The 20952-nt window shown below is 57.4% G+C and carries 19 protein-coding genes and 1 pseudogene; 9 read left to right on the forward strand and 11 right to left on the reverse strand.

Annotated elements, in window-relative coordinates; genetic code table 11:
* The 3 genes from HLUCCO03_RS08425 to HLUCCO03_RS08435 form a co-directional block, all read right to left on the reverse strand.
* Positions 1-627: a TPM domain-containing protein gene (locus tag HLUCCO03_RS08425; protein ID WP_027832860.1), complete on the reverse strand. Its 627-nt coding sequence runs from the start codon at positions 625-627 to the stop codon at positions 1-3.
* Between the two features lie 62 nt (positions 628-689).
* Complete coding sequence (locus HLUCCO03_RS08430; protein WP_036198227.1) at positions 690-1436, reverse strand: TPM domain-containing protein; 747 nt, start codon at positions 1434-1436, stop codon at positions 690-692.
* Positions 1437-1444: 8 nt separating this feature from the next.
* Entirely contained in the window at positions 1445-2041 is a 597-nt protein-coding gene (locus HLUCCO03_RS08435) for a LemA family protein (protein WP_036198228.1), read from the reverse strand.
* Between the two features lie 228 nt (positions 2042-2269).
* On the opposite strand from HLUCCO03_RS08435, the gene HLUCCO03_RS08440 reads away from it, so the two are divergent.
* Positions 2270-2554, forward strand: coding sequence for a YebG family protein (locus HLUCCO03_RS08440; protein ID WP_027832863.1), 285 nt, complete (start codon positions 2270-2272; stop codon positions 2552-2554).
* Between the two features lie 15 nt (positions 2555-2569).
* Here the strand turns inward: HLUCCO03_RS08440 and HLUCCO03_RS08445 are convergent, their stop codons facing one another.
* On the reverse strand, positions 2570-2998 hold the full coding sequence (locus HLUCCO03_RS08445) for an Lrp/AsnC family transcriptional regulator (protein ID WP_027832864.1): 429 nt from the start codon (positions 2996-2998) through the stop codon (positions 2570-2572).
* Between the two features lie 139 nt (positions 2999-3137).
* On the opposite strand from HLUCCO03_RS08445, the gene HLUCCO03_RS08450 reads away from it, so the two are divergent.
* On the forward strand, positions 3138-4235 hold the full coding sequence (locus HLUCCO03_RS08450) for an arginine N-succinyltransferase (protein WP_036197643.1): 1098 nt from the start codon (positions 3138-3140) through the stop codon (positions 4233-4235).
* The gene (locus HLUCCO03_RS08455) at positions 4222-5028 is read left to right on the forward strand and encodes a DUF1338 domain-containing protein (RefSeq protein ID WP_027832866.1); all 807 of its coding nucleotides are present in this window, start codon (positions 4222-4224) and stop codon (positions 5026-5028) included. The genes HLUCCO03_RS08450 and HLUCCO03_RS08455 overlap by 14 nt, the downstream gene beginning before the upstream one ends.
* Here HLUCCO03_RS08455 and HLUCCO03_RS08460 read toward each other — a convergent pair.
* Both HLUCCO03_RS08460 and HLUCCO03_RS08465 read right to left on the reverse strand, forming a co-directional pair.
* On the reverse strand, positions 5025-5903 hold the full coding sequence (locus HLUCCO03_RS08460) for a diacylglycerol kinase family protein (RefSeq protein ID WP_027832867.1): 879 nt from the start codon (positions 5901-5903) through the stop codon (positions 5025-5027). The genes HLUCCO03_RS08455 and HLUCCO03_RS08460 overlap by 4 nt on opposite strands.
* 110 nt (positions 5904-6013) lie before the next feature.
* A complete protein-coding gene (locus tag HLUCCO03_RS08465; RefSeq protein ID WP_027832868.1) occupies positions 6014-6802 on the reverse strand; it encodes a TSUP family transporter in 789 nt (262 codons plus the stop codon).
* Between the two features lie 239 nt (positions 6803-7041).
* Between HLUCCO03_RS08465 and HLUCCO03_RS08470 the strand changes: the two genes are divergently transcribed.
* Positions 7042-7707 (forward strand): hypothetical protein, encoded by a 666-nt coding sequence (locus HLUCCO03_RS08470; protein ID WP_027832869.1) that lies wholly within the window; start codon positions 7042-7044, stop codon positions 7705-7707.
* Between the two features lie 5 nt (positions 7708-7712).
* Here the strand turns inward: HLUCCO03_RS08470 and HLUCCO03_RS08475 are convergent, their stop codons facing one another.
* The 3 genes from HLUCCO03_RS08475 to HLUCCO03_RS08485 form a co-directional block, all read right to left on the reverse strand.
* The gene (locus HLUCCO03_RS08475; protein ID WP_027832870.1) at positions 7713-8780 is read right to left on the reverse strand and encodes a peptidoglycan -binding protein; all 1068 of its coding nucleotides are present in this window, start codon (positions 8778-8780) and stop codon (positions 7713-7715) included.
* 12 nt (positions 8781-8792) lie between these two features.
* A complete protein-coding gene (locus tag HLUCCO03_RS08480) occupies positions 8793-9515 on the reverse strand; it encodes a MotA/TolQ/ExbB proton channel family protein (RefSeq protein WP_027832871.1) in 723 nt (240 codons plus the stop codon).
* Positions 9516-9623: 108 nt separating this feature from the next.
* The gene (locus tag HLUCCO03_RS08485) at positions 9624-10409 is read right to left on the reverse strand and encodes an ABC transporter substrate-binding protein (protein ID WP_081813582.1); all 786 of its coding nucleotides are present in this window, start codon (positions 10407-10409) and stop codon (positions 9624-9626) included.
* Between the two features lie 302 nt (positions 10410-10711).
* Here HLUCCO03_RS08485 and HLUCCO03_RS08490 point away from each other — a divergent pair, with 302 nt between their 5' ends.
* Complete coding sequence (locus tag HLUCCO03_RS08490) at positions 10712-14416, forward strand: DUF1631 family protein (protein WP_051603908.1); 3705 nt, start codon at positions 10712-10714, stop codon at positions 14414-14416.
* Here HLUCCO03_RS08490 and HLUCCO03_RS08495 read toward each other — a convergent pair.
* Positions 14409-15287, reverse strand: coding sequence for an alpha/beta fold hydrolase (locus HLUCCO03_RS08495; RefSeq protein ID WP_027832873.1), 879 nt, complete (start codon positions 15285-15287; stop codon positions 14409-14411). The two genes, HLUCCO03_RS08490 and HLUCCO03_RS08495, sit on opposite strands and share 8 nt — an antisense overlap.
* A 194-nt stretch (positions 15288-15481) precedes the next feature.
* Between HLUCCO03_RS08495 and HLUCCO03_RS08500 the strand changes: the two genes are divergently transcribed.
* The 3 genes from HLUCCO03_RS08500 to HLUCCO03_RS08510 all read left to right on the forward strand — a co-directional run bounded on the left by HLUCCO03_RS08500 (position 15482) and on the right by HLUCCO03_RS08510 (position 18771).
* Positions 15482-16189, forward strand: a complete 708-nt coding sequence (locus tag HLUCCO03_RS08500; RefSeq protein WP_027832874.1) for a DUF3581 family protein — start codon at positions 15482-15484, stop codon at positions 16187-16189.
* Between the two features lie 13 nt (positions 16190-16202).
* On the forward strand, positions 16203-16661 hold the full coding sequence (locus tag HLUCCO03_RS08505; protein ID WP_027832875.1) for a DUF4112 domain-containing protein: 459 nt from the start codon (positions 16203-16205) through the stop codon (positions 16659-16661).
* A gap of 205 nt (positions 16662-16866) precedes the next feature.
* Entirely contained in the window at positions 16867-18771 is a 1905-nt protein-coding gene (locus HLUCCO03_RS08510; RefSeq protein WP_036197645.1) for an amidohydrolase family protein, read from the forward strand.
* Here the strand turns inward: HLUCCO03_RS08510 and HLUCCO03_RS08515 are convergent.
* Entirely contained in the window at positions 18740-19969 is a 1230-nt protein-coding gene (locus HLUCCO03_RS08515) for a nucleoside recognition domain-containing protein (RefSeq protein ID WP_027832876.1), read from the reverse strand. The two genes, HLUCCO03_RS08510 and HLUCCO03_RS08515, sit on opposite strands and share 32 nt — an antisense overlap.
* 316 nt (positions 19970-20285) lie before the next feature.
* On the opposite strand from HLUCCO03_RS08515, the pseudogene HLUCCO03_RS08520 reads away from it, so the two are divergent.
* Positions 20286-20933, forward strand: a pseudogene (locus tag HLUCCO03_RS08520) (formate/nitrite transporter family protein); the annotation flags it as partial.
* Positions 20934-20952: the final 19 nt, after the last annotated feature.

Consider the following 20952-nt stretch of genomic DNA (forward strand, 5'->3'; position numbering starts at 1 on the left):
TCAGGAACGTTCCGGTATCAGAACCAGATGGTTGGGCAACTCGTTCTTCTCGTGAGTGGCGGGCACCTGTTCACGGAGATGCTGGCCGCAGCTTTCGATGCATTCCAGGAAACCGGCCAGGGTGTCGCCACTGCGCACCCGGTCGGTGAAGGTTTTGACGATACCCCGCCACACCTCGTCGCCGATTTTCGCCGAGATCCCCTGATCCACCAGGATCTCCACGTAATGCTCGGCTTCCGACACGAAAATAAGCATCCCCATTCCGCCTTCGGTGTGGTGCAGATTCTGCTCCAGGAATTGCCTGCGGGCCATGTTGGAAGCCCGCCAGAACCTGACCTGCCGTGGAATCAGGTGATGCCCTACTCCCGGAAACCGGAATAACAGGCAAAGGGTAATGAAGGTTACCCATTGCGTCAGCAATAACCAGTCTGCACCCAGAGAACCGGTGAAGTAGTTGATGGAACCGGGTATCAATAAAGCGATAACGCCCGCCCATAGCAACGGAATGTAGGAGTAACTGTCGGACGCAGCCGCCAGAACGGTGACCAGTTCCGCGTCGGTTTCCCGCTCCACGTCAGAGATGGCTGCGGCCACCTGTTGTTGTTCCTTGTCTGTTAATAACGTCATGTTTGTTCCGGTATCGCTGATTCAGGGAATTCTGTGTTTGTTCTCCCGGGTGAATAACCGGGCTACCAGCCGCCGGAAGCTCCGCCACCGCCGAAGCCGCCGCCTCCGCCACCGAAGCCACCGCCGCCAAAGCCGCCTCCGCGACCACCGCCGAGCCCTCCGATAAGGGCGCCTGTCAGCAGGGCACTCCGGCCGCCACGGCCTCCACCAATGCCACCCCCGAAAAACGCCAGCAACACGATAACGAGAAACAGAATACCCAGTGCCGGGTGGGGTTTGTCGTCTTCGGCGCGGGAACTGCGGGACTCGGGTACCGCCAGGGGTTCACCACCCAGCACCTGGATCATGGCTTCGGTACCATTGGCAATGCCCGTGGCAAAATCACCCTCCCTGAACGCCGGGGTTATGATCTGGTTGATTATGGTCGCTGAAATGGCGTCGGTCAGACGGCCTTCCAGGCCATAACCCACTTCAATACGGATTCGTCGTTCATCCTCGGCGACAATCAGCAGGGCACCATTATCCTCGCCTTCCTGGCCGATACCCCAGTGCCGGCCCAGCTGGTAGCCATATTCCTCGATGGCCTGACCTTGCAAGTCCGGAAGCGTTACCACAACCACCTGCTCTGTCGTGGTTTGCTCATGGGCTTCCAGCATGCGGTCCAGGTTGGCCTCTACTTTTTCCGGCAGCATGTCGGCACGGTCTACCACACGGCCGGTCAGTTCGGGGAATTCGGGCGAGGACTGGGCCACGGCAGCCGTCTGGAAAACCAGCCCCAGAACCATCAGTACTGCTATCTGGCGAAACATACCCGGCATCAGAATTCCACCTCGGGTGCGTCTTCCGCGTCAGGGGTCGTTGCCTCGAAGTTGGCCCGCAGCTCCATGTCGCTGTACAGAAAACTGTGCCACAGCCGGCCCGGGAAGGTACGGATCTCGGTGTTGTAGCGCTCGACCGCCTGGATAAAGTCCCGCCTTGCCACCGCAATACGGTTCTCTGTGCCTTCCAGTTGGGATTGCAGCGCCAGGAAATTCTCGTTGGACTTCAGATCGGGATACCGCTCTGATATCGCCATCAACCGGCTTAATGCACTGCTCAGTTCACCCTGAACCTGCTGGAACTGTTGCAGCTTCTCAGGGTCGTTGAGAATACTTTCGTCCACCTGGATCGATGTGGCTTTGGAGCGGGCTTCGGTGACCGCTGTCAGGGTTTCACGCTCCTGTTCAGCGAATCCCTTCACGGTCTCGACCAGGTTCGGCACCAGGTCTGCCCGTCGCTGGTACTGGTTCTCCACCTGCGACCAGGCCGATTTTACCTGCTCATCATAAGTAGGGATGTTATTGATCCCGCATCCGGTCAGTACGAGGGCCAGCAGGGACATGGCCATCAATCGGAAGACAGTGCCGCCTGGCATGACAGTGTTCAGGTAGTGCATAGCGTATCGGTTCCTTGATATTTGACAGGGCCATTTGCCTGAAGCCTGTGACATTAACATACTTCCGCCGTCGCATCTGCCGGTCCTGCCACCACAACCGGGCCACCAGAAGCACTGTATACATATACAGACCCGTTCGATATACTCCCGTCGACTCAATGAACCCCACCAGACACGAAACCGTGCGGGAACACACTGGAGAACATCATGGCCGTACAAGCGCTGTATTACTCTGAGAGGGACGGACTGGAGATGGCACTGAAACACCCTGACACAATGCTCTTCTCTTCCAAGGCCGAGGCCGACGCCCGGGACAAGGTACTGGAACTGGCCGAGGAAATTACCCAGTTCCTGCAGGCAAGGGTTGAAGGGATGGACGAAGCCATGGCTGAAAAAGCGGCGCTGGCCATTGCCGAGGAGAAAGACCTGTTCGGCAAGGCGCTGAAGAAACCTTCTCTGTTGAATGAGAAGGCGCAACCGGATTCCGACTGATACCCTGCTGACCACTCAGCGGCGGAAACGGGTTTCCAGCACCACCGCTGAGTTGGTCCGCTCCACCCCCTCCAGATTACCAATCCTGTCCAGAACCACACTCAGCTCCTCCAGGGTCTGGGCCTGGACAATAGCGATCAGGTCATACTCTCCGCTGACCGAATACAACTGCGACACCTGGCTGATCTGCTCGAGGGCGGTATTGGTTCTGGCCGTCAGTTTCTGGAAGACCTTGATCGACACATGTGCCTCGACCTGGCTGGCCGAGTATTCCCCGCCGAGCTCCACTGAATAGCCACGAATAATGCCGCTGGCCTCGAGCCTTGCTATCCGGTTCTGCACCGTTGAGCGTGACAGACCCAGTGTGCGTGCCAGGTCCGAAATACTGGAACGGGCATTCTGACGCAGTCGCAACAGTAGTTGCTGATCCTGCTCACTGAGCATATTGGCACTCCTTCATGTCAAATTGATAAATAATCATATCAATTCAACAATTCTGCAACTACAAAATGACAACAAGCCCCATCATACTGACATTATCGATCATCGCCGTCAGGCAGCTGTTATCAATGAGGTTGTGTGTATGATTATCCGCCCGGTTGCCACCCGTGACCTCTCCGCACTCCAGCAGATTGCCGTGGAGTCCGGCCCCGGCTTTACCTCGCTGATTGATGACCGGGATTTCCTGGCCGCAAAAATCCGCCGTTCCCTGGAAAGCTTCAACCGGACGGCAAGAGCACCGGGCGATGAAAGTTACCTGTTCGTGCTGGAAGACCCGGAGACCTCCGAGATCATGGGAACCACCGGCATTGAGGCCTCCGTCGGCATCCGCAAGCCGCTCTATCACTATCAAGTGAGCCCGGTGATACATCAGTCACCCGGCCTTGATCTGCCGGGGCACATTAACGCGCTCAAACTGTGCAACCACTACACGGGTTGCAGTGAAATATGCACTCTGTTTCTGCGCCCGGAATTCCGCAGGGCACAGGCGGGAAAACTGCTCTCCCGCGTGCGCTTCCTGTTCATGGCTCAGCACCCCGAGCGGTTTGCCGGGGAAGTCATCGCCCAGATGCGGGGCGTTTGGGATGAAAATGGCCAGTCCCCGTTCTGGAACTGGTTACGCACGCATTCCGTGGATCTGGACTTCAATACGGTGACGCGCATGGCAGGTGCCGGCAACAACAGCGTTATCCCGGACCTGATGCCCCGACACCCACTTTATACCCACCTGATGGATGAAAGCGCCCGGGCAGTTATCGGGCAGGTACACCCGGACACCCGCCCTGCCCTGAACATGCTTGAAAGCGAAGGCTTCCGCCCGAACGGGTACGTTGACCCATTCGATGGCGGGCCCACCATTGAGGCAAATCTGGCGGATATCCGCTCGGTGTCGGCTTCCACAGCCTGTCGCATCGAGGTTGTTGATGATGATGGCAGCCAGGGCCGGGCTTTTGCCATTACCAACACTGGTACAGGCGATTTCCGCGCCACCGTCACCCACGCTGCCAGGTACCTGCCCACGCGCAACCTGTTGCAGGTGCCGGCCACACTGGCAAAGGCGCTTCACCTGCGTAACCATGGACAGGCCCGGTTTATGGAACTGGGAAATTCCGCCGCGGGCAGACAACCGGCGGCTATTCCACTACGCGATCAACAGGAGGCCCTGCATGCATACCGATAGAGACGCACTGTTCCGGGGGCTGTGGAACACGTATTGCGAAGTGACGCCATCCGCACTGGATATCCACCGCCTGCTGGACGACACCCAGGGTGGTGATATCGTGAACGATCATATCGCCCTGCGCACCTACAACCTCGAAGAGGTGAAGCTGGACAGACTGGCTGCGCACTTTCTTGCGCTGGGTTACCACGAGGGTGGTGAATACCACTTTGACGCCAAGAAACTCTATGCCAGGCATTATGAACACCCGGACCCTCTCGCACCCAAGGTGTTTATCTCCGAGTTGCTGGTAGACCAGTGCTCGGAGCCATTACAGACGATTGTCCGGAAACTGGTAAACCAGATGGACCCGGCGGCCGTGACCGCCGATGACTTCCTGTATTCCGGCCGGCAATGGGACATCGACTACAGAACCTATGAGGCCTTGCTGGAAGAAAGCGAGTACGCTGCCTGGGTAGCGGCCTGGGGTTTCCGCGCCAACCATTTTACCGTGAGTATCAATGCACTCAGTCGCTTCAACTCGGTGGCGGAGATCAACCAGGTGCTCAAGGACAATGGTTACCGGGTGAACAGCTCGGGAGGGGAAATCAAGGGGTCTCCGGACGAGTTGCTGGAACAGTCCTCCACAATGGCAGACCGCGCCGAAGTGCAGTTTTCTGACCGGGCGGAAACCATACCCAGCTGTTTCTACGAGTTCGCTCTCCGGTATCCGAAACCTGACGGAGAACTCTATAGCGGATTTGTCGCAGCGTCGGCGGACAAGATTTTCGAAAGCACGGACAGCCGGCGCTAATGCTCCGTGGTGACCAGTTCCTGGCAGATTACTTTGAGGCAGGCTGGCCTGCAGTGAACAGAAAGGGGGGTATTCCCGGCGATATCCCCGTCCATGGTGACCGTTTTCGGTGAACCGGTAATAATCTTCACGGCCGTGCTCTTGAGGTGCACCACCGTGCTGGTCCGCTCCGGCGAATTACAGCTCAGACGAACCGTGAGAAACGTCAGCAATAGCTGGAGCAATGATCGGGGGCGCACGGCAATCACGTCCAGCTGCCCGTCAGCTGCCGAGGCCTGGGGAATCTCATTACCGCCGCCAAAAAAGGCCCCTGAGGACACAGCTATGGTCAGCCAGCGGCCGGCCACCTTGCCCTTGTCGGTTTCAATAATTCCGCGGAACCCGCGGTAATCGGCCAGCTTCTGCAATAGCGCCACCCCATAACTGAAACGACCGAGAAAACGTTTGGTTTCCCCGGAGGATTTCCTCACAGGTAGCGTGCCCAGGCCAATATGGGCAACGTTCAGAAACATCCCTTGCCTGGCAACGGCAACATCGACCCTATGAGTCCTGCCGGCGGACACCAGATCACAGATCTGCCGGGGATCTTCCGGAAGCCCGAGATTACGGGCGAAATCATTCGCCGTACCGGATGGGAGCACCGCCAGGGTGGCACCGGATTCGACACAGAATCCCGCCGCTGCATTCACCGAACCATCCCCACCAGCCGCCAGCACCACGTCGCGGGCATCGATCTCGCTTGTCCAGGCAGTATCATCAAGGCTGCAGTCCCGGATACCGGAAATGCCGGCAGCTTCCAGATGCTCACGCCAGAAATCCGCACCGCCACTGCCTCGCTCCCCTGCATCAGGGTTCGCCATTAACCAGTAGACCATGACATTCCATTGCTCCCTGTGCCAGCACACGTTAACCGCCGTACACAGGTGTAAATCAGAAACCGGGAACCTGCCATGAACATGGTGAAGGTTTAATCTGCCACACTCGGCTAACCCGGGAGCATCACCTTTATCATTCCGATGCTGCTCACGATCAGCAGCACCACGCCAAGTACCCGGAAAAATACCGGTGTCTCCGCCCTCAGCATACGGTCGTGGATATAAAGGCCAATCACGTGGCCCACTGCGGCACAGGGCAGCAGCCAGAGGTGGTGAATCAACTGCAGGTCAACCCCGACCCAGATAAAGGCCGCCATTTTGATGACCACGAGAATGAACCAGAGCGCAAAGAGCGTATCCCGCAACTTTTCCTTCGGCAGATGTTGAGCAGCCACGGCAATAATCAGTGGCGCCCCGATAAGCGAGGTACCGCTGACATATCCGCCAACCATCAGGAAAACCGTGTCAACAGCGGTGCTGCCGCTGCGAAAGGGCCTGTCGATAATATAGGAGACCGAGTACAGCGCCACGATGACAAAGATGATGGAGCTCATGACATTCGACGGCAGGGTAATAAGACCGAATACACCAATCAGCTTGGGCACGATCATGATGGCGAGAATCCGCCACAGGTAGTTCCAATCCACCGTGCCGGCGGATGTCCGCCCCTGGTCATCCGTTCTTGCCGATTTTCGGTTGTTCATCCAGATGGTGAGTGACGAGAACACCAGCAGATGTACGGCGATGATGGGCAGGAAAACCAGCGGTTCATCCAGAACCAGCAGCAGGAACGGCAATGACAGGACCGCCCCGCCAAATCCCAGGCCGGAACGGACAAAACCGCTCCACACAAAGATCAGCCCAATCAGCACATACTGGTAAAACGCCAGTTCAGACATGGTCAGTTCCGGATCCCGGCAGGTAAGTTCGCGAATGCAAAGGCGTAAGAGGATACCCGTCAACGCCCCATTACTTCCAGTAACAAAGGGGCTACTTTTCTACAACGGAAGAAAGTCCCGATAGCGCCTAGTTTTTAATCAACGGTTCCGGCGCTGTGCTGTCGGGAATTGATGACAAAAACAACAAACAGGCAGGGGGCATCACTCCGGCTCCTGCTCGTGGTGAAGGGAGAATAACGATGTCAGCAGCGGTTGAACACCTTGACGAACGGCTTCAGGACGGCAGTGAGCTACTTGAAGAAATCATGCCTTCTGCCATCACTCTGGCCATGATGCTTCGCCAGCGAACCATGGCCGCCTGGATGCGAACGGAATTCGACGGCTACGGCGACCCCTCGGCACTACCTCCTTACCGACGTGATGTACCCGGCCACATCGTTGCCCGTTCGCCCCAGTACGGCTGGATTCCGGCACCGGTCGACGACCAGCAGAAGCAGGACTTCGGGCACCGGGATATGCCGGAAGGCATCAAGTCCCTGGAGAAAACCTGCCTCAGCTGCAAGAAGGGTACCGGTAACCGTATCGTCTTCAACCAGGAAGAAATGGCCACATTGCAGTCCCAGATCAATCTCACTGCGGAACTGGCAATCACTGTCAGCAGAGACAGCTACTGCAAACTGCTCCGGGTAATCCGCTGCGCGCTCTACCTCTGGTGCCAGGAACTGATGGAACTGGGCATTGGTGGTGACCATAACTCCTACAGCCAGGACGAGCGCAAAAAAGTGGCGCACCTGGATGACCCCGAACGATTCTGGCGCAAGGCGCTGGAAAGCAATGGTGACCTGCCGGTTCCGGATGTACGGGAGGCAGGCTTTTTCGAGCGGGTTTTCGGTCGAGCCGGCTGAGTTTTCTACCGGTCGGTGAGCTTGAATTCGATACGGCGGTTCCTCTGTAACGCGTCCGGGGAACTGCCTTCGTCCACCGGGAAGAACTCACCGAACCCGGCGGCTACCATGCGGGTCTGGGGCACGCCTTCCGATGCCAGGTAACGCACCACGGCAACCGCCCTGGCAGTGGAGAGTTCCCAGTTTGAGGGAAACTCCTCGGTATTGATGGGAATACGGTCGGTGTGGCCATCAACACGCAGAATCCACTCAATATCATCAGGAATGGCAGAGGCAACATCCAGCAGTACCCCTGCCAGCTTATCCAATTCCTGCTCTCCCTGCTCACCCAGGCTGGCCGAACCAGAGGCAAAAAGCAGTTCAGAGGGAAACAGGAAGCGATCACCGACAATGCGGATGTTCTCGTTATCCTGGAGAATATCCCGTAACCGGCCAAAAAATTCGGACTGGTAACGTTCCAGTTCGTTGACCCGTTCCGCCAGCAACGTATTCAGCCGCTTTCCCACCTCTTCCAGTTCTGCTTCCTTTTCGGCGGTGAGGTCTTCCTGCAGTCGCAATGCAGCTGTAATGCGGCTCAACTGGTCCTGCAGGGCTGAAATCTGATTCGACAACTGCTGAATGATCGCGCGCTGGGTATCGGTCAGCTTTTCTTCGTCTTCCAGTTTCGCCTCAGCGCTGGACACAGCCTGCTGCAAATCCTCGACGCGAAGGGCCTGGGCCTCTGCATTATATTGCTGCGCCAGCCGTTGCTCTTCCTTCTCATCAAGTTCTTCCCGAAGCTCGTCATTCAGCGCAAGACTTTCACTGTAGCTGCTCTGCACGTCCGCCATTTCTTCTTCAAGCGCAGCGGTCTGATCCTGCTCCAGTGCCAGAAGCCGGGAAATCTCCTCCAGCCGGCTGTTGAGCCTGGCCAGTTCCGAATCGCGATCTGACAGGGTCTGCGAGAGGTAGAGCTGGCTGACCACATAGATCAGCAACATGAAGATAATCAGCATCAACAATGCCGACAGGGCATCCACGTAGCCTGGCCATACATTGATGGTGGTGCGGGTGCGACGTCTGGAACCGATCATGGCGCCGCCCTGTTATTCGGGTGCATCTTCAACCCGGTCCACCAGATTAGTTACGCCGGTCAGCCACTCCTCCAGGCCGTCGTAAAAACGGTTCTGGGCATGCCCCGCCTGAATGTCCAGAAAGCCAAGCACAAGGGAGCCACCAAGCCCCAGCAGGGACGAACTGAAGGCCGTCCCCATTCCTTCCAGGGGTTTAAGCAGCCCCGACTGAAGCCCGGCAAACACCTCACCGAAGTCCTCCTGCCCCATATCCAGATTGACGATGACCTCACCCACCGAGTTGATGGTGCCGAGCAGCCCCCAGAAGGTTCCCAGCAGGCCCAGGAAAATAAGCAGGCTGATGAAATAGCGGGTAATTTCGCGCTGTTCGTCCATCCGGCTGTGAATGGCGTCCAGCACGGTGCGCAGCGACATGGTAGACAGGGAGAAACGATCACGCTTGGAATCGTCGTCAAGCTGGCGAGCCAGTGGTTTGAGTAACCGTGGCTCCTGCAGCACCGAGAGCCCGGCATGTCCGGTACGGAACTGCGCAACCCAGCGCAGTTCCGGGAACAGCACAAACACCTGGCGATAAGTGATGGCAATACCGATCAGCAGCACACATACGATCAGCAGGTTGAACACCCAGTTCGCCATGAACGCTTCCTGCAGTGGCTTGTAGATCAGGGCACAAACCACGACCACCACTGACAGGAACAGGGTCATCCAGAAAAGGGTATGCTTGGGATTGCTCATTAACGCCACCGCTTTTATCGGGAAACACGTTAAAAGCTAGCACAAGCCCGGAAGACCTGCTGAACAGAACCCGCTTTGGCCGATTAAGTATTTGTTACCCTGCCGGCCTCAGGGCTGGTAGCGACTGATAATCCCGTCCAGGTCGCCACTGTCACGGGCCTCATCCAGCCCTTGCTGGAGATCTTCCACGATGTCGGGGTCGGTTTCTGTGCTGACCGCCAGGTACATCGGTGTTTCCCGGAAGACCAGAACCGGCTTCAGGCCGGTGATGTCATGTTCTTCCTCAGCCACCAGCGGGCCCACCAGCCCGTCGGTCACCCAGAGATCAGCCTGCCCCAGTGCCAGCCTGCGTGGATTCTGTTCGCCAGATACACTCATAATGACGTCAAAACCTTCACTCACCAGGTAATCCGACATGACATCGCCTTTGTACCCGGCAATTTTGTACTGCTTGGCATCCTCGAGGGAGTCGAGTTCAATATCCGAGTCCGGTGCGGCGAACAGTGTCCACTTGATGGGCGCAAGCGGCCCCACCCACTGGAACTGATCCTCCCGCTCATCCGTTCTGGCTGTGCAGAACAGACCATGGTTTTCCCGCCCCTGGACCCACTGGTAAGCCCGGCTCCAGTCCCGCATCTTCATGATGTACTCATAGTCCACCCGTTCCATCATCTGTTTCACCATATCGGTGCAGATGCCGGCAATATCATCAGCATTGTGAGCAAAACCTTGGCCAGTGGTGGAGCTATTGTAGGGGGGATAGTTCTCGGTGAAGAAGTACAGCTTCTCCTCAGCAACGGCCGCTGGCATCAAAGCCAGCAGCAACAGACCTTGGGCAATACGTTTGACGGATCTCAGGGGAGCTGGAACTCCGGGGCCTGGTATGGCTGGCATTCTTCTATCCTCACAGCGATGGGTCGTTATTCTGGTATTTAAGGCTAATTACTTTGAGCACTTTTGCCAATACGACCATCATTACGGTTCTGGCGCAAAATTTCAGTGACAAAACGTATCCGCATCCTGATTCATGATACAGATCAAAAACCCTTCGGCGTCGCGGGGAGCAAGAAGATGACATAATGCGCCGGGGTTGGCAGCTTTTTACCAGGATCTGATCTACGTTTACCGTGTGAACATGTAAACTATGAACACAGGTTCAATGCATCAATAAAGCTGGTAGAGACAGGGAAGAGCAAATGACAGTCGATTCCACAACACAGACCGGTTGCAGCCGGCGAGCACTGATAGTGACCCGCGGACATTCTCCCTGCGCCTGTTTCATCAAGGCGGCAACGGGTAACGCCGACACCCTTGCTTTTACCCTGGCTGATCTGACATCACCGGCCATGAGCGATCACCTTTCCCGGTCCAGAGACACGCCCGCGTCGCTGTTCCTGTTCAATGGCGGAGCTGTCACCCGGCTGACCGGCACAACGGAACCGCTGGATACAGGATATCTGCGACTGACCTGTGATCCGTCAACGTCTGGCATTGCAAGTCTTCGTAAAGCCGTAACAGAGGGCCAATTTGCTAGCGAAGCCCCGGATATGCTTGTGCCCCTGCGCGACGTGTACCTGAGGCACACCCGCCGGCTACTGGACACACTGGTCACGGAATTTATCGCACACGCCTGCGACCGCATCAGTGACGAACTGGAAAACGCGGCGGAAATTCGGGAAATTACCCGCCTCAAGGACATGCGTTTTATTTTCAGCAGCCGGCAGGAACAGATACACCGGGATTTCACGTTGCAATTCCGGGCGTTTGAACACCAGCTCAACCCCGGCCCGGGAGGAGAACCCGCGGGCGAACTCAGGGTCGTGGACCAACATGTGTTCGAAGACTGGCTGGAGCTTCAGATGGTGGCGACTGCGCTCACCAGTGAACACGCCAATACACTGTTTACGCTCAACCAGATGCTGAACCAGCTTTTCCGCGCCGACATCAACGACCGCACCAACCCACTGGCCCCCCTGGCGCTCTGTACCTGCCTGCAGTTCACCATTGACCGATTGGGCATAGCCCGTCCCCACCGGCGCGTGTTGTATCTGGCGTTTGAAGCGGTACTGACGGATATCTGGCCGAAAGCAGCCCAGGCGCTGAACCGTGACCTGTCCACCGGAGGGTTGCGAGCCATTGATCTGACCAGTATGCCTGCCAGCTGGAAAGCCAGAGAGGCAGAAGAACCTCACGACACCCCGAGATCAGATCAGGACGGTGACACGCCAGCCCCGCAACAGACAGACCATGATCCTGCGCGGGCTCCGGGCCGCTCAATCCTGAGACTGATGGGACTGCAGGAAAATGACGGTTCAGCCCCGGATACCTGGCCCCGTTCCGACCCCAGACTGGCGGCCGAGTTGCGTCCGCACAAAGAAGACCTGCGTGAAGCGCTTTCCGGGCCGGGCCCCAGTATGGCAGCCGCCATGCGACGTCTGGCGTCATCCAATCCCGAGCTGGAACAGGCTCTGGACCAGGGCACCTGGGAGAAAGTAAAGCTTGTCGATCGTCTCTTTGAGCCGTTGGAGCACGAGCCGGGTTTGAATGGAACATTGCGGGACCAGCTTGAACAGTTAAGGCTTCCTGTATTCGAGGTGTTACTCGAAACATCAGAATTCCTCGATCAGGAAAATCACCCCGCCCGCACCATTATCAACGACCTTATGCGCTTATGCGTGGCCGAGCGGAGTTCCAGTCGCAATCTGGAAAAAACCGTAACCGCTATCATTGATGAGCTCATTCAGGCCGACGAGCGGGACGAGTCGCTTTATCGATCCGTTGGCACGAAACTGCGAAAACTTGTGGAACGTCAGGAACAGTCCTTTCAACGCAACTCGGAGCGCATCGCAAAAACCCTGGAAGGCAAGGAGCGCCTGCGCCAGACCCGACTTGGCGTGCAACGTCGCCTGAACATGTTGCTGGCCGGAAAACCGGTTCCCGGCGTGGTGCTTGAATTGCTGGAGGCGGGCTGGGAGCAGTTGATCGTGCTCGCTGTGCTGCGCGAGGGTCCGGAAAGCCAGACCGCCACCAGCTTCATCAATATCGTCGACCAGATCCGGCTGTGGCTGTCAGGAGGCGAGGCAGACAAGGATCTTGCCTTCGAAAAAGAACTCGAGAGCGACGCACTGGTCCAGCTCATTGACCGTGAGCTTAGAACCGTAGGCGATGTCTCCTCGGTTCGGACTGTCGTGGCGCGGCTTTCCAGAGAGCTACATCAGCACCAGGCAGTTGAATCCGACGTGCTGCCATCGTACCCCATCAATACCGACATGCCGGAGGAAGATGTCAGCCCGGTGCAGGCAGACAGCCGATGGGCAAGGCGGGCCCGGGAGATCGACGTCGGCGACTGGGTGGAAATAGCCCTGGAAAACGGCGAGAAGCGGCGCATGCGGTTGGTGTGGGGCGGCCCCGATGTGTTCCGGTTCGTCTTTCTTTCGCCCCAGGGACTGGGTGAAGCCAGCTACGATTATGGCGAGTTCATCGACAAGCTGGCCAGTGGTGACGCCTGGTTGATCAGTCAGGGTGAAATCCCCTTCGTTGACCAGAGTCTGTTCGACATTGTGCAGAGTGTTTACAAGAAACTGAATTTTGAAGCTACCCACGATGCGCTGACCGGCTGCCTGCACCGCCACGACTTCGAAAAACAGCTTGCACAGGTGCTTGCTACCCTGGCTGACTCACCGGATCGCCATAGCCTGATGGTTTTCGACATTGATGAATTCAACATCATCAACACCACCTACGGAACCCACACCGGCGATGAACTGCTGAGGTATTTTGCGCAACTGTTGCAGGAGCATGGCAAACGGCACCACGGGGAATGCTATATTGGCCGCCTGGGCGGCAATGAGTTTGCCCTGCTCGCCAGCAATATGCCCGTCGAGGAAGCTCTGGACTTCACGGAGCGACTCAGAACGGAGTTCAGAAAGACATCCCACGCAGTCGGTGAGGCGGAACTCTCCGCCACCCTGAGTGCCAGTGTCTGCCCATTTGATGACACATCGCTTAATGCCGGCTCATTGATCAACCAGGCCAACCTGGCTCTCAAAGCTGCCAAGCGCCGAGGCGGCGACAGCGTCGAGATGGTGAGGACCCAGGCCAGCGAGACAGCGACAACCGGCCCCCAATGGGTACCCGAGATAGATCGCAGCATTCGTGATGGCAGCCTTTATCTGAGAGCCCAGAAAATCATCCCTCTCGGCGGAGGCAAGGAGGGAGAAATTTACGAGCTGCTGTTGGGCCTGCAGGATTCATCTGGCCAGGAAATCTCACCGCAAAACTACATTGAAGCAGCAGAGCAGTTCCGCCGCAGTTCCCGGGTCGATCTATGGGTTGTCGATGAAGCATTGGGCTGGATGGAGCGTAATCCACACACCATTGCCAACATTAACACTCTCAACGTCAATCTCTCCGGTGCATCGCTGAGTGACGATGCCTTTCTCCTGGAACTGGAAGCCCGTCTGAAGCAACACCGAAGCCTGACAGACAAACTTTGCTTTGAAGTCACCGAAACGTCGGCCGTCAGCAACCTTCACTATGCCGCGGATTTCATGAAGGAGATGAAACGCCTGGGGTGTCGTTTCGCACTCGATGATTTCGGCACCGGCCTCTCCTCCTATGCCTACCTTCAGAAACTACCGGTTGATTACGTGAAGGTGGATGGTGTGTTCGTCCGTAACATGGCGACCAACCTGACCAACTACGCACTGGTGAGGTCCATCACAGAGCTCTGTCACTTCCTCGACATCAAGGCCATTGCCGAATATGTCGAAGACATGGAAACCCTGGAACTGCTGAAGGAGATCCAGGTCGATTATGGCCAGGGCTTCTGCATTGCCAAACCTCGCCGCCTCGATAGCCTGAAAGGCGCAGCCAGGGCTGGAAATCCCTCAGTTAGCTAGTGCAGAAACGCCGTAACTCCGCGATTACTTCAGCAGGACTCTCCTCGGGCAGAAAATGCCCGCAATCCAGTATCCTGCCCTCGACCCTGTCAGCATAACCGCGCCAAACCGCCAAGACATCGTAGGTACGGTTTACAAAGCCCTTGCTGCCCCACAGCACCAGCAGCGGGCACTCTATCCGGCGGTTTCGGTCATGGGCGTCGTGGTCAAGGTCGATCGTGGCGGCAGCACGGTAATCCTCGCAGGAAGCGTGTATTACCCCGGGGTCACGGAAACAGCGCCGGTATTCCGCAACGGCATCCGGATCAAAATGTGCATCCGGCCCGCTCCAGCGACGGAGCTTTTCCATCAGGAAATAATCGGGATCGGCCCCAATCATGTGCTCGGGCAAACCACCCGGCTGAATCAGGAAGAACCAGTGGTAGTAACCGGTGGCAAAATTCTGGTCGGTGTGCCGGAACATGTGCAGGGTCGGCGCAATATCCATCACACAGGCGCGAGCCACCCGCTGCGGATGATCAAGCGCCATGCGGTGCGCTACCCGTGCGCCCCGGTCATGACCGGCCACCGAAAACTGCTGATAGCCCAGATGCGTCATCACTTCCACCATGTCCTGGGCCATTGCCCGCTTGGAATAGGCGCTGTGGCTGTCATCGGTTGGCGGCCGCGAGCTGTCCCCGTATCCCCGCAGGTCCGGGCAGATCACGTGGAAGTCCCTGGCCAGGTCTGGTGCTACCCGGTGCCACATCACGTGGGTCTGGGGGTAGCCGTGGAGTAATAGCAGGGGTGGTCCGTTGCCACCGTGGACGAGGTTGATTTCGGCACCTGAGGTCCGGATGCGCTCGGTGATGAATCCAGCACCAAAATCCATGTTACAACTCCGTTGATTGCCCGTTAACCGGTTGTGGGGATAGTGTAGCCAACACCAGGTGTGTTTCCAGCAGGCGATTTCCCGCAGTTTTTTTCACGTTTGCCTTAGACATTGGTTTCGTTGCATCTTGCTGCAGAGGGCTTTTAAGGCCACTATCGTACCCATCCATATTTGCGAAAACGAAAAGGCACCGCATGTTTCTCGAACGCTACCACTCAATCCAGGACGGACACGTGCTGATCAGCGCCATCCAGGCCAGCCGCTTTGCCAAGGAAGTGGCAGGGGATTTCAACCCCATTCACAACCCCGACGCCCGGCGGTTCTGTGTTCCCGGGGACCTGCTTTTTGCCTTGCTGGTGTCTCACTTCGGCCTGTCCCGCAACATGACGTTCCATTTTCGCAGCCTGCTCGGCGAGAAGGTTCCACTGGAGTTCCGGGAAGACAGCGATGGCCTGATCCGGGTCTATGACGACAAGGGTAAGGTCTATATCGAGGTCGAGCGGAGCGGCGAAAGCACCCATGACAAAACGGTTATAGAGAACTTTATCCGCTGTTATGTCGCCGCCTCGGGCAAGAACTTCCCCCATACCCTCAAGCCATTGATGGAAAGTGAGGGGGTGATGTTCAACCCGGACCGGCCGATGATCATGTATCAAAGCATGAGCCTCACCATGAACACCCTGGATGCCCCCTCCCCTGCGCTTGAGCTGTACAATGCCGAGCTGAAGCCGGAAGGAAAGCGGGGCAATGTTTCACTGGACTACCGACTGATATCCGACGGCAAGACCGCTGGTGAAGTCTCCAAGAAACTGGTGGTCAGCGGCCTGCGGGACTACGATGCCCACGCCATGGACGCCGTTGTGGAAGAATTCTACCGGCTCAAGAACAAGTCCTGGGACTGACAGGAAAGCCGCTATGGCAACACCGGCAAGCCGCGAAGCCCAACAGGCAGCACTGGCACGCCTGGACCGGTTCAGCCGGATGGCTGACAACGCCATTGCCATCCCGTTTACCCGATTCCGGATAGGCCTTGAGCCGATCATCGGCCTGGTTCCAGTGCTTGGTGATTTTGCCGGCCTGGTGATGTCCTCCTACGTGCTTCTGGAGGCGCATCGGGCCGGTGCCAGTGCAAGTGTTAAAAGGCAGATGATCCGGAATATGGCGATCGACTTTTTCGGTGGCCTTGTTCCCGTCTTCGGAGATGCCTTCGATTTCGCCTGGAAAGCCAACGCCCGCAATGCAAAGCTGCTTCGTGACTACCTTGAAACCGAACTGCAGGCTGAAGCCAGACCGGTATTTCCCTGGAAGCCGCTCCTGGTGATTCTCGGCATCCTCTCTGCGCTGACGGCGCTTGTGGTTCTGCTGGCCCTCTGAATCGGCATCAATACGGATTGGTGCCGGGCTGGCACCGGGATGACCCCGCTAACCCGGCCGGGGACACGACCAAGACAAGCCCCTGACCTCACGCCATGTTCCGGGATTTCAACTATTATTTCCACAGGGTCGATTACGCCCTGGCAGCGCCGAAAATTCCTGGCGGCCTACTTCAAGAATCAGAACAAGAACAGGTAAAACACCCATGAGTGATGGAACAACCAATATTGCCTGGGACTATCTGGTCCAGGGCGCCAAGGTCTTCGATGGCAGCGGCGAACTGCCCGTTTACGAAGATATTGCAATCAGCGATGGAAAAGTGGCCGCGCGGGGTGCCAGTCTCGACCCGCAGAAAGCGCGCAAAATCATTGATGGCAGCGATTGCTGGGCAATGCCGGGGCTCTTTGATATCCACACCCATTACGACCTGGAACTGGAGGTTGCCCCCGGCCTGCCGGAATCGGTCCGTCACGGTACCACCACGGTCGTGATCGCCAATTGCAGCCTCGGACTGGCTTTCGGCTCCCAGCGTAAAAACGGCGCAGACCCGATCGTGGACTGCTACGCCCGCGTTGAAAACATTCCCAAGGATGTGCTCCGGGCCACCGCCGACCGTGTGGACTGGCAGAATCCGAAGGAATACATCCAGCACCTGAACAGGCTCAGCCTTGGCCCCAATCTGGTCACCCTGGTTCCCCACTCCATGCTGCGCATCGAAGTGATGGGATTCGAAGCGAGCATCTCCCGGGATCCCACGGAGGACGAACTCCGGGCAATGGAATCCCTGCTGGAACAGGCACTGGATGACGGCTACGCGGGCTTTTCCACCGACGCCCTGCCGTTTCACTACCTGGCCAACCAGCCCAACACCCGCAAGACCATACCCACCCAGTTCGCCAGGTACCCGGAAATCAAACGGCTGACGGATGTGGTTCGACGCAAGGGCGGGGTCTGGCAGGCTACGCCACCAAAAGACAGCACCATCGGAACCATAAAGACCTTCCTGCTCAGTTGTGGCCGGCTCCATGGCAAGCCCCTGAAGACCACTGTGGTGGCCGCCCTCGATGTGCACAGCAACCGCAAGATTGTGCGCCTTGCACGCCTGCTGGCCAGGGTACTCAATTCCCGCCTGATGAAGGGGGACTTCCACCTGCAGGCACTGGCGGCACCCTTCAAGGTATGGTCCGATGGCGCGGTAACGCCACTGTCGGAAGAGATCGAAGAGCTGCGCATTCTCAATGAAACCGAGCTTGAGGATCGTGAAGGCAGGCTGAAAATCCTCAATGATCCCGACTACATCAGGCAATTCAAGGCTATGTGGATGAGCGGCAAGACCGGCTTTGGACTCAAACGCCTGAAACGCCTGGTTCGGCTTGAAGATTATGCGTTTAACCGAAGCCCCGGAGATATGACCATCGATGTCTGCCCCCTGAAAGACTGGGAGGGCAAAACCTTTGCCGATGTCTTTGCCCGCGTCAGGGCCTTCAATGCAGGAAAGCGTCTTGAAACCAGTGCTGCCGAACAGGCCCTGCTGAATGAACACTTTGCCCGGGTGAAAGATGAAGGCGACTTCGTGCTGGCCATGCTGCGGGCGTTCGACCGCGACCTGAGCTGGTACACCGTCTCGGCCAACCGCGACGAGCGCGTGGTGCGCAACCTGTTGATGGACCATCAGCTACTGCCGGGCTTCAATGACAGCGGTGCCCATCTGTCCAACATGGCATTCTACGATGGCAACCTGCGGGCACTGAAACTGGCGTCAGACGGTGGTGATACGGATGTGGCCTACATGGTCCGCCGCCTTACCCGGGACCCCGCCCGGGTATTTGGTGTAAAGGGAGGTCGCATCGAGGTAGGCGACCAGGCCGATCTGATCCTGGTCAACCCGTCGGCGCTTCGGCGCATGGACCACAACAACACCGTAAAACGCCAGTACCGGGAGGAGTTCCGGCACGAGCAACTGGTCAACCGCACCGACGGCGTCGTGCCTCTGGTGATGATCGCCGGTCATCCGGCCTGGCACGGAACAGACTTCGACCCGTCCCTGGGGCAGACCAGAATGGGTACTGTGCTGGACACTAGCCAAAGAACCAGTAGCACACAAGAATAGCCGTCAGCATACCCGCAAAATCCGCCAGCAGGGCGCAGCCCAGGCCATGGCGGATTTTGCGGATGCCGACAGCACCGAAATAGACCGCCAGCACATAGAAGGTGGTTTCAGTGCTGCCTTGCATGGTGGCCGCCAGTAAGGCAGGAAAACTGTCCACCCCGAAGGTATCCATGGTCTCGATCATCATGGCCCTGGCACCGCTGCCGGACAGAGGCTTCATAAAGGCAGTAGGCAGGGCCTCGATAAACCCGGTATCCCATCCCAGCCCCTCTATCACCCAGCGCACACCGCCAAGGGCTGCATCCAGAACCCCACTGGCCCGAAGAACGCCGATCGCCACTAGCATTGCCACCAGGAACGGCAACAATGAGATGGTGAAACTGAAACCCTCCTTGGCCCCCTCGATAAACGTATCGTAAACATTCACTTTCCGCAGGGCACCGATCAGCAGGAAGCTGATCACAATGCCGAACAGTGTGAGATTGCCCACCAGCGTTGAGGTGGCTGCCAGGGCCTGCGCCGACATCCCTGCCAGTGTCGCCAGCAACAATCCCAATGCCGCGGCACCAGCAACGAGATAGGCCAGCACTACCGGATGCCAGAGTTTCAGCCGCTGCATCAGGGCCACGCTCAGCAGGCCCACCAGACTGGACGCGGTCGTTGCCAGCAGAATGGGCAGGAATACCGCAGTGGGCTCTGCCGCCCCCTGTTGTGCGCGGTACATGAAGATGGTCACCGGCAGCAATGTAAGTGACGACGTATTGAGAACCAGAAACAGGATCTGTGCGTTACTGGCCGTATCCCGGCTCGGATTCAGTTCCTGCAGCGAGTGCATGGCCTTGATACCAATGGGCGTAGCGGCGTTATCCAGCCCCAGGATATTGGCAGCGAAGTTCATGGTGATATGTCCCTGCGCCGGATGGCCGCTGGGCACTTCCGGCATCAGCCGGCGAAACAGGGGGTCAAGCACCCTTGCCATCAGTTGTATCAGGCCGGCCTTCTCCGCGATGGCGAGAAAACCCAGCCACAGGGTCATGGTGCCCACCAGCACCAGTATGATTTCCACGCTCAGCTCGGCCATATCGAACATGGCTGCAACCAGGCGGCTGAACACCTCCGTGTCGCCCATACCCAGCCATTGCCAGAGCGCCGACACAAAGGCCACCAGGAAAAAACCCAGCCAGATTCCGTTTAGCATTTTTTGATCCGCTTCCCTGACCTGTGAATAACGGGTTCGTTTACGGGGCACAGCCCTTCGGCGTGCACCAAATTGAACCACACCTGCTTGTGCAAACGCGCCTCTGTATCCGCAGCGGCATACCCATTCATCAGCAAAGTGCCCTTACCATCATGATATTAAATGACTTTTCGACAACACGCGTATTCAGGCACGGGTATTGCGTTGGAACAGTCGACATTAACCAGCGATTGTCGGGCCATGTCAGGCCCGGAACATCGAACACTACCCGGACAACGGCGTCCTCACAAACCTGACTTTCAGGCTTTGTGTGGGCGGTTTCTGCATGCTGTACCTGATGGGCTTTGACCTTCTGACCGGTGTCTTCATGCTGACCCCTCTCGCCCTGCTGGACAGACGTCCCGGGGTTTCTGTAAATACCATCCTGAGAAACTGGGGGCTGGTTTTTGTCGGTAACTTTGCCGGCGCATTGCTGGTTGCCTTCATGATGGCCTTTATTTTTACCTACGGCTTCAATGCTGAGCCGGGGGCTGTCGCCGACAGGATTGCCAGTATTGGCAAGGATCGCACCCTCGGATATGCCGAATGGGGAGCCGCTGGCTGGTTCACCATTTTCATTCGCGGCATGCTGTGCAACTGGATGGTGTCCATGGGTGTGGTGGGTGCCATGATTTCCACTACCGTGGGTGGCAAGGTCCTGGCCATGTGGATGCCGATCATGCTGTTCTTCTTCATGGGTTTCGAACACTCCATTGTAAACATGTTCCTGTTCCCCTTCGGAATCATTGTCGGGGGTGAATTCTCGATTATGGATTACATGATCTGGAACGAAATCCCCACCGTGCTGGGCAACCTGGTCGGTGGTATCGCCTTTACCGGCCTGACTCTCTATACCACCCACATCCGCACCGCACCCAAGCACAACGCCGTTGCCCGCGCCCCGGCCGAACGTGTACCGGCCTGATATCGTGGAGCCCGGGGCC

This window comes from Marinobacter sp. HL-58 (assembly GCF_001314605.1).
In the GTDB taxonomy this organism is placed as follows: Bacteria; Pseudomonadota; Gammaproteobacteria; order Pseudomonadales; family Oleiphilaceae; genus Marinobacter.

Bases quoted from the DNA above. Each gene is read 5' to 3' on its own strand.
- HLUCCO03_RS08425 (WP_027832860.1), bottom strand. From the start codon at position 627: ATGACGTTATTAACAGACAAGGAACAACAACAGGTGGCCGCAGCCATC.
- HLUCCO03_RS08430 (WP_036198227.1), bottom strand. From the start codon at position 1,436: ATGTTTCGCCAGATAGCAGTACTGATGGTTCTGGGGCTGGTTTTCCAG.
- HLUCCO03_RS08435 (WP_036198228.1), bottom strand. From the start codon at position 2,041: ATGCCAGGCGGCACTGTCTTCCGATTGATGGCCATGTCCCTGCTGGCC.
- HLUCCO03_RS08440 (WP_027832863.1), top strand. From the start codon at position 2,270: ATGGCCGTACAAGCGCTGTATTACTCTGAGAGGGACGGACTGGAGATG.
- HLUCCO03_RS08445 (WP_027832864.1), bottom strand. From the start codon at position 2,998: ATGCTCAGTGAGCAGGATCAGCAACTACTGTTGCGACTGCGTCAGAAT.
- HLUCCO03_RS08450 (WP_036197643.1), top strand. From the start codon at position 3,138: ATGATTATCCGCCCGGTTGCCACCCGTGACCTCTCCGCACTCCAGCAG.
- HLUCCO03_RS08455 (WP_027832866.1), top strand. From the start codon at position 4,222: ATGCATACCGATAGAGACGCACTGTTCCGGGGGCTGTGGAACACGTAT.
- HLUCCO03_RS08460 (WP_027832867.1), bottom strand. From the start codon at position 5,903: ATGGTCTACTGGTTAATGGCGAACCCTGATGCAGGGGAGCGAGGCAGT.
- HLUCCO03_RS08465 (WP_027832868.1), bottom strand. From the start codon at position 6,802: ATGTCTGAACTGGCGTTTTACCAGTATGTGCTGATTGGGCTGATCTTT.
- HLUCCO03_RS08470 (WP_027832869.1), top strand. From the start codon at position 7,042: ATGTCAGCAGCGGTTGAACACCTTGACGAACGGCTTCAGGACGGCAGT.
- HLUCCO03_RS08475 (WP_027832870.1), bottom strand. From the start codon at position 8,780: ATGATCGGTTCCAGACGTCGCACCCGCACCACCATCAATGTATGGCCA.
- HLUCCO03_RS08480 (WP_027832871.1), bottom strand. From the start codon at position 9,515: ATGAGCAATCCCAAGCATACCCTTTTCTGGATGACCCTGTTCCTGTCA.
- HLUCCO03_RS08485 (WP_081813582.1), bottom strand. From the start codon at position 10,409: ATGCCAGCCATACCAGGCCCCGGAGTTCCAGCTCCCCTGAGATCCGTC.
- HLUCCO03_RS08490 (WP_051603908.1), top strand. From the start codon at position 10,712: ATGACAGTCGATTCCACAACACAGACCGGTTGCAGCCGGCGAGCACTG.
- HLUCCO03_RS08495 (WP_027832873.1), bottom strand. From the start codon at position 15,287: ATGGATTTTGGTGCTGGATTCATCACCGAGCGCATCCGGACCTCAGGT.
- HLUCCO03_RS08500 (WP_027832874.1), top strand. From the start codon at position 15,482: ATGTTTCTCGAACGCTACCACTCAATCCAGGACGGACACGTGCTGATC.
- HLUCCO03_RS08505 (WP_027832875.1), top strand. From the start codon at position 16,203: ATGGCAACACCGGCAAGCCGCGAAGCCCAACAGGCAGCACTGGCACGC.
- HLUCCO03_RS08510 (WP_036197645.1), top strand. From the start codon at position 16,867: ATGAGTGATGGAACAACCAATATTGCCTGGGACTATCTGGTCCAGGGC.
- HLUCCO03_RS08515 (WP_027832876.1), bottom strand. From the start codon at position 19,969: ATGCTAAACGGAATCTGGCTGGGTTTTTTCCTGGTGGCCTTTGTGTCG.